This is a genomic window from Rufibacter sp. LB8 (genome assembly GCF_014876185.1).
In the GTDB taxonomy this organism is placed as follows: Bacteria; Bacteroidota; Bacteroidia; order Cytophagales; family Hymenobacteraceae; genus Nibribacter.
The window spans coordinates 2,678,504-2,692,481 of the sequence record NZ_JADALJ010000001.1; the positions used below are offsets into that span (position 1 = coordinate 2,678,504).

At 51.9% G+C, this 13,978-nt stretch carries 9 protein-coding genes; 6 read left to right on the top strand and 3 right to left on the bottom strand.

Going from position 1 to position 13,978, the window contains the following annotated elements; translation table 11 throughout:
- Positions 1–187: 187 nt before the first annotated feature.
- On the bottom strand, positions 188–961 hold the full coding sequence (locus tag IMY23_RS11280; protein ID WP_192822181.1) for a hypothetical protein: 774 nt from the start codon (positions 959–961) through the stop codon (positions 188–190).
- Between the two features lie 145 nt (positions 962–1,106).
- On the opposite strand from IMY23_RS11280, the gene IMY23_RS11285 reads away from it, so the two are divergent.
- The 6 genes from IMY23_RS11285 (at position 1,107) to IMY23_RS11310 (ending at position 8,523) form a co-directional block, all read left to right on the top strand.
- Positions 1,107–2,072: a YihY/virulence factor BrkB family protein gene (locus IMY23_RS11285; protein WP_192822182.1), complete on the top strand. Its 966-nt coding sequence runs from the start codon at positions 1,107–1,109 to the stop codon at positions 2,070–2,072.
- A 394-nt stretch (positions 2,073–2,466) separates the two neighbouring features.
- Positions 2,467–3,123: a hypothetical protein gene (locus IMY23_RS11290; protein ID WP_192822183.1), complete on the top strand. Its 657-nt coding sequence runs from the start codon at positions 2,467–2,469 to the stop codon at positions 3,121–3,123.
- 273 nt (positions 3,124–3,396) lie between these two features.
- Positions 3,397–4,065 carry a tRNA (5-methylaminomethyl-2-thiouridine)(34)-methyltransferase MnmD gene (gene mnmD, locus IMY23_RS11295; RefSeq protein ID WP_192822184.1) on the top strand — a complete coding sequence of 223 codons (669 nt, stop codon included), beginning with the start codon at positions 3,397–3,399 and terminating at the stop codon, positions 4,063–4,065.
- Positions 4,066–4,416: 351 nt separating this feature from the next.
- Positions 4,417–6,927, top strand: a complete 2,511-nt coding sequence (locus IMY23_RS11300; RefSeq protein ID WP_192822185.1) for a DPP IV N-terminal domain-containing protein — start codon at positions 4,417–4,419, stop codon at positions 6,925–6,927.
- A gap of 481 nt (positions 6,928–7,408) precedes the next feature.
- Positions 7,409–8,008, top strand: a complete 600-nt coding sequence (locus tag IMY23_RS11305) for a hypothetical protein (protein ID WP_192822186.1) — start codon at positions 7,409–7,411, stop codon at positions 8,006–8,008.
- 131 nt (positions 8,009–8,139) lie between these two features.
- Positions 8,140–8,523: an SRPBCC domain-containing protein gene (locus IMY23_RS11310; protein ID WP_192822187.1), complete on the top strand. Its 384-nt coding sequence runs from the start codon at positions 8,140–8,142 to the stop codon at positions 8,521–8,523.
- 253 nt (positions 8,524–8,776) lie between these two features.
- Here IMY23_RS11310 and IMY23_RS11315 read toward each other — a convergent pair whose 3' ends face one another.
- Complete coding sequence (locus tag IMY23_RS11315) at positions 8,777–10,204, bottom strand: SusD/RagB family nutrient-binding outer membrane lipoprotein (RefSeq protein ID WP_192822188.1); 1,428 nt, start codon at positions 10,202–10,204, stop codon at positions 8,777–8,779.
- An 11-nt stretch (positions 10,205–10,215) separates the two neighbouring features.
- Positions 10,216–13,446 carry a SusC/RagA family TonB-linked outer membrane protein gene (locus IMY23_RS11320; RefSeq protein WP_192822189.1) on the bottom strand — a complete coding sequence of 1,077 codons (3,231 nt, stop codon included), beginning with the start codon at positions 13,444–13,446 and terminating at the stop codon, positions 10,216–10,218.
- Positions 13,447–13,978: the final 532 nt, after the last annotated feature.

Here is a 13,978-nt window from a genome sequence, read left to right on the forward strand (position 1 = left end):
CGTGCGAAGCTCCTGCGAGCGTCTGCGCCAAAAGCCCTCGCACGCTTTCCTACTTATCGGTCCCCCGCAATCCAAAACTCCCCTCTCCATTGGGAGGGGCGGGGGTGGGGCTTTTCTGCCCTACGAGTGTCTCTGCCAATTGCGTTTTGGACCTCATTTCAAAAACAGAGCCCGAAAACGCAGTTCCCTATTTCCAGATGGCCTGGCGGTCTACCACGGTTTTCTGGGTGAATAGCGCTGGATCCAGGGTAGCGGCGGCGTGAATGTCTTTGATGTTGAGACGGTCATTGGGGTCTGTGCTGCGGCCCGAGGAAAGTAGGAGTTTGCCATATTTCTGGTAATTGGTCCAGGGCCGGGTGAAGTTGGGCTTTTCATCGGTGTACTTGGCAAAATAGCTCCACTCTGTGATCAGGCGGCTTTTCTTGTCCACGGCCAGTAGGTACTTGTTGTCTGGGGTCACGCCTACTTGCGAGAAGGTCATTTCCAGCATATCGGCTGGGGCACCGGCCTGGGTGGTGCCGTCGCCTTTGTAGCGCAGGGTCACGCCGGGGTCCAGAATCTTGTAGGGCATGAGCAGCCAGTACGAGTTGTTGGCCCACATGGGGTACATGCGCCTAATCAGCGGGCTGGCCCTGGTGGTGTCGGTGACTTGGGTGCCGCGCAGAAAGACCTGGCCCTGGCGGGTGCTGAGGTTGCTGAGCACTACCAGAGAATCGCCGCGCTCATAGCGCAGGTCGTTGGTTTTCTTGTCCCAGATGTGGTATTGGTTGTTGAAGGTCCAGGCAATGAAGCGGGTGTCTTCCCAGGCTTTTCTGCCGCCCAGCGCCGCCAGTACTTCCTGGGCAATGGCCGTGGCCTTGGGGTCTACGGGCACCGAGGTGGTGGTAGCTTGGGAAGAGGTTTTGCAGCTCTGCCCAAAAAGCGTGGCGGCCACAAAAAACAGCAGGAAGATAGATTTCATAACGAAGGCCTGGTTGAGAGAGGCAAGATACAAATTGCGCCCCGGAAGCAACGGCGTTCTGTACTTTTTCTGCCGGGTTTAACCAAAGCGCCGCACTGCCGTATTAAAAATCCAACATATTCTATACAACCTGCATCTTCGGCCTATGGCAAAATACACCAAACAAGGCATTTGGGGTCTCATCAAAAACTCGGCCTCTGAGTTCATCAAAAACAAGTCGTTGCGGTTAGCCGCCGCGCTGTCATACAACACCATTTTCTCGCTTCCGCCGCTGCTGTTCATTGTGGTTAAGGCTGCCAGCTATTTCTTCGGGGATGAAGCGGTGACCGGCGAACTCAACACCCAGATCAGCGGTATGGTAGGCCCAGAGGCGGCTCAGCAGATTCAGGAATCCTTGACCAAAGTACACATGGAAGGCAGCAGCCCGCTGGCCACTTGGATTGGGATTGGCACGCTGGTCTTCGCCAGTACCACTATTTTCGTCACGCTGCAGGAGTCTCTGAACCAGGTCTGGAATCTGGAGGCCAAGGCCAAGAACGGCATCCTGAAAATGGCTATTGACCGTTTGCTTTCCTTCGGGTTGGTGCTGAGCATTGCGTTTCTGCTGCTGGTGAGTTTGGTGCTGAGCGCCGTGCTGGCCGCGCTCACCGGCTACCTGCAGAAGTTGCTGCCCGGCATTGCGGTGGTGTTCATCCATATCCTCAACCTGGTGGTTTCCTTGGGCATTATCACGTTGTTGTTCGCGCTGATCTATAAATATTTACCAGACGCCATTATTCGCTGGCGCGATGTGTGGGTGGGTGCTTTTGTGACCGCGTTGCTGTTTGTGCTGGGCAAGTTTTTGATTGGCTGGTACCTGGGTCAGAGCGACATGGGAAGTTCCTACGGGGCGGCCGGCTCCATCATCATCCTGCTCTCATGGGTGTATTATTCCTCATTAATCATCTTTTTCGGCGCCGAACTCACCCAGGAATACGCTGACACCTACGGCCAACCGGTGCGGCCTAACCACAACTCGGTGCGTATTGAAGTTCGCGAAGTGCCCCACGAGGAAACCGAAGACGCCAAGTCTGGCCGGCCACCCGCCGAAGGCCGCTTCAGGGAGTCCTAAGCCTTGACGTAGATTTTCAAAGAGCATCGGTTTTCAAAAGCCGATGCTCTTTTTATTTCAATAACTATTCACCCAGCGGTGCATTTGAGAGGTTTCCTGTTTTAGGGCTCATTTCTGGAAACGAAGCCAAAAACGGAGCCGGGAAATACCGTTGTATCCTTTGGGAAACCAGCCCAGAAACCCGGTTTTCTTTCTGTAACATTGCACCACCTAAGCACGCGGCTACAGCCTGCGTTTGCCAAGGAAAACTAGAAGCCAGATGGGGGTCAGGCGCAGGCGGGCTGTCTCTTTAAAATACTAGTCCCCGGGGCAGAAAGCATGGCCATTTTCAGCGATTTTCCGTATACAGTTCATTCACGTGACACTTCCTTCACCTATCTTTTCTGAACCGGTTATGCGGCGGCTGCTTGTGCTTTTGATGTTGTTCCCGGTTTGGTCGTACGCCGGTTGCCAAAGCAACCCAGACCCCGACACGCCCCGTGTGGCGGCCAAACCGGCCAAGCCCAAGCCTGTGGCCGTTAAAAGCGCTTACCAACGCAATTTCAACAACACGGCCGTCATGAACGCGTTCTACGCCCGCGCCGAGCAGCAGGCCCAGGACCACCCAGAAATCACCAAGGCCTCTGACTTTATTGCCAACCCGTTTTTGCCCGTGCCAGACGCGGCGCTCAAGCAGTACGTGGCCCAGGTGAAAGCGCCGCTGCAACTGGTGAAAGACACCGTGACCAATCTCCACAACGCGCGGTACATAGACACGCTTTTTCACCTCAACTTTGATTCCAGCACCGTGGAGCTGTATTACCCGGCCTACACCAAACGGTTCCTGCTGTCTTACGCCGATGTCAAGAGCCCCAACCTGCCCCTCCGCAATGGCCTCAAAGTAGGCTCCACCCGCGAGGAACTCCTCCAGAAACTGGGCACCTACAAACTGTTCATCAAAGAGCGCAAGAACGTGGTGGAAGTCTGTGACTTTGAGCGCAACTCCTGGCTGCGGTTCTACCTGCACAAAGACCGCGTGGCCAGCATTCAGTATGAAGGCTACATTGATTAATTGGGAATTGAGAATTAGGAATTAAGAATTGTGTTCTTTGAGTTAAACATGCTCTTAAGTTACTCCCTCTTCCATCCTATCAAAATTGTCATCCTGAAAGGACCTTGTGGGCAAACTAGATAAACCTAAACAAGACGCTATTTCTCAAAACAAATCCCAGATTAGACGCATTTGGCCTTCCGTTTTTGGCTCCGTTTCCAGAAATGAGCCCGAAAACGGGATTTTCTCTACCAGAAATTCCTACTTCTTACTTCCTAATTCTTAATTTTAAGGATGCATGTAGAGGTTAGACAGACGAAGGATGGGTCTTCCACCCTTTTTGTGCCGGAATTGAATGAGCATTACCACTCGGTGCACGGGGCGTTGCAGGAATCACAGCACGTGTTCATCAAGATGGGGTTGCAGGCCACGCTGGAGCGTCTGCCGGCCGTACGTCTGCTGGAAGTAGGGTTTGGCACTGGCCTTAACGCGTTGCTAACCTTGCAGCATTCGCTGGCCACTGGCGCCACTGTGCAGTATGACACCCTGGAGAAATATCCGCTTTCAGCGGAAGTGGTGGACAAATTGGAGTTTGAGAAATTCATCCTGAACCCAGAACTGCTGGACTTTTTCCAACCGTTGCACGCCGCGCCCTGGGAACAGCCTGTGCCCATTACGCCAAACTTCACGCTGCAAAAGCTGGAAATTGATTTAGAGGCCTTCGCGCCCGCGCCGGAAAGCTATGATTTGATTTACTTTGACGCCTTCGCGCCAGAGAAACAACCCCACCTCTGGACAGACGCCATTTTCCAGAAACTCTATGATGCCCTGGCTCCCGGCGGCAGGCTGGTGACCTACTGCGCCAAAGGCAGTTTCAAGCGCAGCCTCAAAGCCGCCGGTTTCACGGTTGAGGCGCTGCCCGGCCCACCCGGCAAACGCGAGATGACCCGCGGGGTGAAATAAGCATTTGCCGTTTTTGGCTTCATTTTGGGAAATGAGGGCAAAAACGGAATGTAGCGTCGTGGCACTGACACGACGTGGTTCTACGGAGCAGTTCAGTTTCAATTTTCTGAGGACTGATTTCGCAGTTTTGCTCAAGCTTTAGGTCTGTTGCCGAAAGAGCTGTTAAAGTTTCAGGTGGACACATTGTGTCAGTGCCACGACGCTACAAATCTGTTTTGCCGTTTTCGGGCTTCGTTTTGGGAAATGAGGGCAAAAACACAAATAGCCCATGTAAATGTGGGCATTTTAAAAGATTGTGGAGGTTGTTTTGTACCTTCATCTTTCCAAACAAACACAAACAACCTGCATTTCATGAAAACCTTTTATTTCCTGGGCGTGCTGCTGCTCAGCAGCTTGGGCCTACACGCCCAGCAAGGGCAACCCGCCAAGGCCAATTACCAGTTGGCTTCCCGCTTCTCGCCTAAAAAACTGGAGAAGCTCATTTTCACCACCAGCCTAGACCCACACTGGCTCAAGAAAACCGACCAGTTCTGGTACCAGTATGAGACCTCCAACGGCAAGAACTGGTACATTGTAGACCCGGCCACCAAGAGCAAACGCGCCATTTTTGACCTGGACCAGGTGGCCGCCGCCATCACGCTTATTGTGAAGGACCCGTTTGACGCGCAGCACCTGCCCATTGAAAACCTCAAGTTCACCGAAGACGAAAAAAGCGTGATGTTTGAGGTGAAAAGCTCTGTGGATGTGGTGAAGAAAGACCGCCTGGACAAAAAAGCCGCCGACTCACTGGAGAAGAAAACCCACTACTTCCAGTATAATCTGGCCAACCGCCAAGTCATAGAGCTCACAGACTACAACAAACCGAAGACCAAGCCCCGGTGGGCCGCTATCTCCCCGGACCAGCAGGTAATCTTGTTCGCCAAGAACTACAACCTGTATTGGATGGACAAGGTTAACTATGAGAAAGCCCTCAAAAATGAGAAGGACTCCACCATTGTAGAAAACCAGCTTACCAAAGACGGCATAGAAAACTATAGCTACGGCGGCGATGCCAACGGTGAGAACAATGTAGAGAAAGAGAAAAACAAGAATAACCGCAAACCCGCCTTCGTGCTGTGGTCACCAGATTCTAAGACGTTTCTGATCACCCGCACCGATGCCCGCAAGGTGAAAGACCTGTGGGTAATTCATAACACCGCTGCCGGCAGACCTGCCCTGGAAACCTACAAATACCAGATGCCCGGCGAAAAGGAAGCGCCTATCAGAGAGTTTGTGCTGTTCAACTTCCCGGCCAAAACCCAGCGTAAAATCACCGCCGCCGCCTTCAAAGACCAGGAAATTTCTGTGTGGGGCGCGCCCGCCAAGCAAAGTTCCAGAGATGATGAATTCCGCCCTAGCTTATGGCACGGCACCGCCAACCAAATCTATTTCACCCGCACCAGCCGTGACCTGAAGAAGATTGACGTCTGCGTGCTGGATGTGAACAACGGCACCGTGAAACCCATCATTGAGGAACGCTTCAACACGTATGTAGAAGTAGCCCGCGTGGGCCTGGTAAACAACGGCAGCGAGTTGATTCATTGGTCGGAGCGTGACGGCTGGGGCCATTTCTACCTGTATGACGGCAACGGCAAACTCAAAAACCAGATCACCAAAGGCGCTTTCCACTGTGAAGACCTGGTGGCCATTGACGAGAAAGCCCGCGTGCTCTACTTCTCGGCCAACGGCCGCGAAGCCAAGGAAGACCCGTATTACCTGCACTTGTACCGCGTGAATTTTGACGGATCTGGCCTGAAATTGTTGAACCCCGGCGATTTTGACCACCAAAGCAGCATGAGTGACAGCCGAAGATTCTTCGTGAACAATGCTTCGCGCGTGAATACCGTGCCGGTTTCTGCCTTATATGACAACAACGGCAAGAAAGTGATGGACCTGGAGAAAGCCGATTTGTCACGCTTGATGACCACGGGCTACAAATTCCCGGAGCCGTTCAAAGTAAAAGCTGATGATGGCATCACCGATCTGTACGGTGTCATGTACAAGCCCTTCGATTTTGACTCTACCAAGAAATACCCCATCATTCAGTACATCTACCCAGGTCCGCAGACCGAGGCCGTGAACAAAGCCTTCGGCCGCAGCATGGACCGCATGGACCGTCTGGCGCAGATGGGCTTTATAGTAGTGACCGTGGGGAACCGCGGCGGTCACCCCGCCCGGAGCAAATGGTACCACACCTTCGGGTACGGCAACCTGCGTGACTACGGCCTGGCAGATAAGAAAGCTACCGTGGAACAATTGGCAGACCGCCACAAATTCATTGACGCCGACCGCGTGGGCATTACCGGTCACTCCGGTGGTGGTTTCATGTCAACGGCGGCCATGTTGGTCTACCCAGATTTCTTTAAAGTAGCCGTGTCTGGCGCGGGTAACCATGAAAACAACATCTATAACCGCTGGTGGTCTGAGAAACACCACGGCGTGAAAGAAGTGATCACGGCCAAAGGCGATACCACCTACCAGTACAGCATTGACAAGAACCCAGACCTGGCTAAAAACCTGAAAGGCCGCTTATTGCTGACCCACGGCGATATTGACAACAACGTGCACCCGGCCAACTCCATCAGAATGGCCGATGCCCTGATCAGAGCCAACAAGCGCTTTGATTTGGTGCTCATGCCCGGCCAGCGCCACGGCTACGGTGACATGACGGAGTACTCGTTCTGGTTAACCGCCGACTATTTCTCCAAGTACCTGCTCGGCGATTTCTCCCAAACCGTAGATATCACTGAGATGAACCGAGACCTGGAGCAGAACAACAAACGCCCCGCCGGCCGCAGAGCCACGCCAGAACAGGAAGATTAATTGATTTGAATTCGATTTTAAGAAAGCCCCGGCGTGCAGACGTTGGGGCTTTTTTTGTATTTTGATGTACGCCTGAATGTTTCTTTTGAAATCACGCATTCCTGATCTGTAGGGACAGGTCGCGACCTGTCCTGAACACTGGCCGAAGCAATTGATTCTCTCTGCAACAACACTGAGTTTCCCTTCGGGAATGCGTGGACCGGGTTTGTGTACCAGAAATGCGTGGATCAGGAATGCGTACGGACAGGTCAAGCCCTGTCCCTACACTTACGAAACGCCAACCATCAGATCTAAATTTTCCACTATAGAGCAGCGTTTGCTGCCTCAAACTCTCGTCTAATCAATCCTCAATGGGAGAATCTTTATCCGGCCAGCATTTTCACTGAAAAAACAATCAGCAATTAGCAATCAACAATTTCCCGTTTTCGGCTTCGTTTTCAGAAATGAGCCCAAAAACGGAAGCTTTGCGTATAAGGCAGCTATGAAGCATTTCGTCACTTTTTTGATAGGGCTAGCAGCCAGCACGGTGGTGTCCTGCTCTAATGAGAGCAACGCTAACTATGAGCGCAACCCCACCGCTGAGACCGTGACCCAGGCCGCCGACATTCCGCAGGTATCCTTTGAGGCGTTTGCCGAAGAATTGGCTCCTTTGGCGTTGCCATTCACGGCGGGCTGCAGTTTTGCGTTCGTGCCCTCGCCTACCGCAGACACGGCGGCGGCAGGTCATTTCCTGAAACCGCATGAACTGCCGTACAGAAAAGTAATTGTCAACAAAAACGTGGTGGCGCTGGTGGTGCTGTTCCCCACAGATGAAATTCTGCCACGCCTGCGCACCTTCACCCCAGACGGAAGACAGCTGGATGAACAGGATTTAAAGTTTCTGCCGTGCCGCGAAGAACCTAGTTCTGACCACCGGGAGCAGTTCACCATCGCCAAAGACTTCACTATTACGCACACAGACAGCACCACGCGCTGGCAAGTAGATGCGCAGTACAATGAAGTGCCCAACACCAGAAAACTCACCGTTACCAGAAAGCGCTTTAAGATTCAGGCCAACGGGCAGATTGACGAAGTGAAGTAAAAGGCCAAGCTTTGGAAGATTTTCCGTTTTCGGCTCCGTTTCTGAAAATGAGCCCGAAAACGCAAGCCTGGCGCAACCATTTCTACCTTTGCCCGTGATTGGGTAACTTACCGCCGCAACAGACCGCCACTATGAAAGAATTCAAGAAATATTACATTCTTCCGGCCACGCCGGAGGAAGTCTATATTGCCCTCACCAACCCCATCACCCTGGAAATCTGGACCGGTGACGCCGCGCAGATGTCCACGGAGCCCGGCTCTGAGTTTTCGCTCTGGGATGACAACATTGTGGGCAAGAACCTGGAGTTTGAGGAAAACAAAAAGCTGGTGCAGCACTGGTACTTTGAAGGCGAGCCCGAAGATTCCATTGTCACCATCAAACTGCACCCGCACAAGCACGGCACGTCTATGGAAGTAAAACAGACCAACATCCCAGATGAGGCCTATGAAGACATGGTGGCCGGTTGGGACGAAAGCTACGTCGGTTCCCTGGTTTCGTTTTTTGAGGAGCAGTAGGCAATAAGAGTTAGAGCCGGTTTATGGCGGAGTAAAACTTATGTATTCCTCGCTTCTGCAGAAGCAAAAACCATTTCAGCTATTTCCTGCTTTCTGTTTTGGGGCTCATTTCCAGAAATGAGCCCCAAAACAGAAAGCAGAAAAGACCGTAGCATTTAACTGGAATTTTGCTCCTTGATTTACATTAAATCTTAAACAAAAAAGAGAGGCCGGTGTGTACCGGCCTCTCTTTTTTGTTATATGGTGCAATGGGCTAATCTACATCCCACCATACTTTGCCGTACATGGTGTCACCACCTTTGGCAGCAGCGGTGTAATTTTCCGCGTTCAGGAATACTTCATTAGAGGGGTACATCTGTCTGGTAGGAACGTTGTTTCCGCCGGAAGGAATAAGGTTGTTGGGGTACCCGGTTCTTCTCCACTCAGCCCAGGCCTCATACCCGTGCATGAAAAGGTGGATCCAACGCTGGGTGCCAATCTGCTCCATGGCTCTGGCAGGGTCATAGGTCACGCCTGGTTGGGCCAGCAACGTGTTGGCGGCAGCCAAGGCGTCAGCAGCGGTCACCACAGGCGTTACACCGGCCGGGGTGACGGTCCATTGGGCCACTGAGTTCCGGATGGCGTTGTCATAATTGGTTTTGGCTTCTGCGTCACCACCGGTGATCCAGCCTAATTTGGCGGCTTCTGCTCTGGCGAACAACACCTGCGCATACGTCACCAAATACACCGGTGCGTTCTGCGCGGAAATGGCCGTTCCCAACAGTGAGTAGTTGCTCACGTTAGGCATGCCCGCCGTGGTACCAAACGGCAGACCAATATACTCTCTGGTAGATTTGGTTGGCTGGCCATACACCGGCAATCTTGGGTCAGAAACCGGTTTCATGTAATCAACCAGGGTCTTGGTCAACGCCCACCACTCACGGCCTCTGCTCACTTCACCAAACCAGTAGTTCTGGTTGTTGGCATCTGCCAGGTGCTTGAAGACAAAGTTATCGGCGTTGGCGGTCATTACGCCATCTGCCAAAGCCGCGTTAAACTCAGTGTTGCCTTTGTTTGGGTTCACCTTAGAAATACGAAGCGCCATTAACAACCTGATGGTGTTGCCCAGCTTTTTCCACTTGGTCATGTCACCGGCATAAATGATGTCATTGGTCACGGCTCCGGGCACAATCTGGTCATTGGCTTCTTTCAGCAATATAAACAGGCTGTTGTAGATAGACTCCTGGGTGTCATACTTAGGGGTGAACTCGGTATTGCCTTTCAGCGCCTCTGAGTACGGTACATCTCCCCAACGGTCTGTGATGTGCCAGAAGTAATACGCCTTCAGGATCTTGGCCACCGCCAACTGGTTGGCCACCGGGCCTTGCACGGCGTTGAGGTCCTTGGAGGTAAGGGCGGTTTCAATGTTCATCAAAGGCCCCTGGTACAGACCATAGAAGCTGGTTCCCCCGGAAGGGTACAAAGAGGCCGTTGGGTACTGGGTCTCGGCCAGGAACTGGGCCATGAATTCGCCTTGCGGCGATGAGCTTAAACCAGGCAAGGACAGCATGGCGTTGGCCAGCAATTGCATGCCTGAGGCATTGGCAGGTGAGTTTGGCGTTATGTTCAGATCATCGTCAAACTCTGTGCAACTCCCCACCAAGGAGAGGCATGCCACCATTACTATAAATATCTTCTTCATTCTCATCTCAATTAAAAGGTGATGTTAAGGTTTACCCCATAGGATCTAACCGTGGTCAACTGGCCAGACTCATACCAGCTAATGCCCTGGCTACCAGCAGACAGTTCTGACGGATCTAAGCCTTTGGGGGCATCTTGCCACAGTTGCGCCACGTTGCGGGCAATAAAGGCCAGACCAACACGCTCAAACGGCAGTTTGCCCAGCACAGATTTCTCTAAGGTGTAGCCCAAACGTACTTCTCTCAGTTTCACGTAAGAGGCATCATACAACCAGTCATCATAAATACGTCTGGCCACGGTGCCGTAATAGGTTTGTGGGTTCACATACACAGTGGCAGACTGGCCGCTCACGTTCACCCCGTTAATGACGGTGTTGGGTCCGTACACGCCGTCTACTCTAACGCCACCGCCTTCGGCAACAGGGTCCCGTACGTTCTTACCGCGGTCATTCATGGCCACCGTCTCTGCGTCTTGTCCGGTTCTCATGGCCAGCATTTTAGTGCGGCTAAAGAACTGACCGCCAATCTGGTAGTCAATCATGGCAGATACGTCAAACTTCCAGAGTCTCACGGTGTTCTGTAAACCGCCGGTGTAATCTGGCAACACGCTCCCAAAGTTATAAGTTGCATCTGTGAACAACGGAATACCAGAGCCATTCATCAAAATTTTACCGGTAGCGGCATCACGCTGATATGACTGCCCTACCAAAACGCCAAAGGCCTGCCCTACATAAGAGTTAATGTAACTGGTAGTAGAGGAATAGGTAGTATTGTCATACGGGAGCACCTGGCTTCCTTCAGCCAGTTCCACCACTTCGTTAATATTTCTGGAAATGTTGAACGTCATGTCCCATGAAATATTATCCTTTTTGATAGGGGAACCGGTCAAGGTAAGTTCAATCCCTTTGTTCTGGATCAGACCGGCATTGATGGTAGTTGAACCGTAGCCACTAGCGCCTGAAACTGTCAGAGGCAACACCTGGTTTTTATTCTTCTGCTGATAAAATGTCAGGTCAACCCCCAAACGGTTTTGCAAGAACTTCAAGTCAATACCGGCCTCATAGGAGTGCGCGAAAGCTGGCTTCAAGAGCGGGTTGTTCAGGTTGTCTGGCACTGACAGGGTATTTACGTTTGAAGTACCCGTATTATAAACCGTACCTGTGCTGTAGAAGGCAGTAGTTTGATAAGGACTTAAGTCAGAACCGGCCTGGGCATAACTCACACGTACTTTACCAAATGAAAGCGGGCTCCAGTCTAACAGTTCACTAAATACAAATGAACCTGAAACAGAAGGGTAGAAATAAGAGTTGTTGTCTTTTGGCAGGGCAGAAGAAATGTCATTTCTGATAGACGCATCTAAGAAATAGGTGTCATTGTACCCCAAAGAAACCATACCGTACACACTGCGCACTTCTTTTCTGCGCAGAAAAGAGGTAGTAGATGGTCTGTCAACGGAGGCGCCAATGTTGTAGAAGCCCGGTACAGAAAGGCCACCCACCGTTGACATGCTCAAGTAGGTGTAATGGTCTGTGAACAAGTTAGCACCCACGTTGGCGTTCAAAGAGAGGGCACCCCACTCTTTGTCATACTGCGCCAGGAACTCATAGTTCATCTGCTTACCCTGGTATTTACCGGTAGAGAACGCTGGCAAAGGCTCTTGCCCGCCGGCCCCAATGCGTGACTCAATGTTTTGGGTGAACAAGTCGCCGCGTACAAAGCCGCTCAGTTTCAAGGCTGGCAACACGGTGTAGGTCAGACCTACATCTCCAAACATACGGTCTCTGCTGTCAGTCACAGGGTTCTCATAGGCCTCAAAATATGGGTTATTCCAGTACAGGCCTTTGAAGTTAGAAACTACCCCGGCGCTGGTACCTGTCAACGGAACGGCTCTAATGTTCCACTGCAGAATGGTACCGTCATCATATTTGTAATTTTTCAGGCGCTTCATGTCCACGTTGCGCTGGAACCACTGGGTGGTGTAGCGCGAACCCAACTCTGAGCCCTGGCTTGGGCGTTGGGCGCTGTTGGTGGCAATGTTCACGTTGGCAGAGAAGTTCAGCTTTTTGCTCACGTCAATGCCGGCGCTCACGCCCACGTTGTTTCTTCTTAACCAGGTGTTGGGCTCCACACCTTCAATTCTGGTGTCATTGAAGCTTAACCGGAAGTTGGTGTTCTCGCCGCCGCCGGTAATGGTCAAGCCGTTGTTCAGGTTGGTACCGGTCTCATAATAGTCTCTGATGTTGTCTGGGTGCGCCACAAAAGGCGTCTCCTTGCCAAAGTCAGGGTCTTGTGGGAAGAAGCTGTAGAACTGGCGCGCGGGTGTTCCATCCATTTTAGGGCCCCAGCTTTCATCTACGTCTAACTGCACCACTTTCTGACCGTTGGGCAACACGTTCCAGGTTTGCTTGGAGCCACCGCCGTATAGGTTCTGCAAGGGCAGGAAGTTACCGGCTTTTTCAATGGAGAAGGCTGAGTTCAGTTGTACGGTTACTTTTTTGGCACCTTTCGCGCCTTTCTTAGTAGTGATCATGATCACCCCGTATTGCCCTCTCAAACCGTACAGCGCAGAAGCCGCCGGTCCTTTCAAAACGTTCACAGACTCAATATCTTCTGGGTTGATGTCCTGGCCCAGGTTACCGAAGTCAGCCCCGGCGTCACCGGCGAAGTTGGCATTAGAAATAGGGGTTCCATCAACCACAATCAACGGAGGGGTAGCCCCGTTCACAGAGTTAACGCCTCTGATAGATAACTTTTGGGTACCGCCCATGCTGGCCCCAGAAGAGCCCACCACCTGCACCCCGGCTACTTTACCAGCCAAGGAACCCAATACGTTCTGCTCTTTGGTAAGGGTAAGGTTATCGCCTCTCACCTCTTGGGTGGAGTAACCCAGAGAGCGCTCGCTGCGCTGAATGCCCAGGGCGGTCACCACTACTTCGTTCAGCTGTTTGCTGTCTGGGGTAAGGGCCACGGTAAAGGTAGATTGCCCGGCCACCGGCAGTTCGCGGGTAATATAGCCCAGGTAACTCACCACCAGCACGGCGGCTTCATCTGGCACGCGCAGTCTGAATTCACCGTTGGCGTCTGTGGAAGTTCCCAAGGTGGTTCCTTTCACTACCACGCTCACGCCCGGCAACCCGGTACCGTCATCTGAGGCGGTTACCCTGCCGCTCACCTCCCGCTGCTGGGCATACGCAATGCTCAACGAGGATAGAAGCGTCAATAAAATGAGTAATGTTTTTTTCATGCTTTGTTTGTAGTTAAAAGTGTAAAGTTGGTTTGTTAGAAATGGGCGGAACGGTGCTATTTGCGATGAATTATAGCAAGAAAATACAGCAACTCCTACACTTAATTAAAAAAAATAATAACATAGAGGTAACATCCTGACTCCTACCGGGTCTGGTTTCTACCACTTGCCACCTGCCCTGGCAAATCTTTCCGGCACGCACCGCCCTCTTTAGAAAAAGTACGCGTCCGTTTTTCGCTCCATTTCCAGAAATGAGCCCAAAAACGGAAATAAGACAAAGGAATTCTAGTGACTGAATCTCAGAGTAGAGGTTCAGCAGCCCGCAAATTTTTCTGGAAGGCGAAAAGCAATAATAGTGCTTACCATTCTGCAGGAGATAAAATCCCTGAGAGCTTGTTTAAATTTCTATTTTGCCAGCGAAAACTGGGAGCGAAAGGTTCTGGCGAAGCCTTTTTTGAGCAGCGTAGCAGCGCTACGGTGAGAGAAAAAGGCGATGCCAGGTTCTTTTGATGCCAGTTTTCGCTGGCAAAAT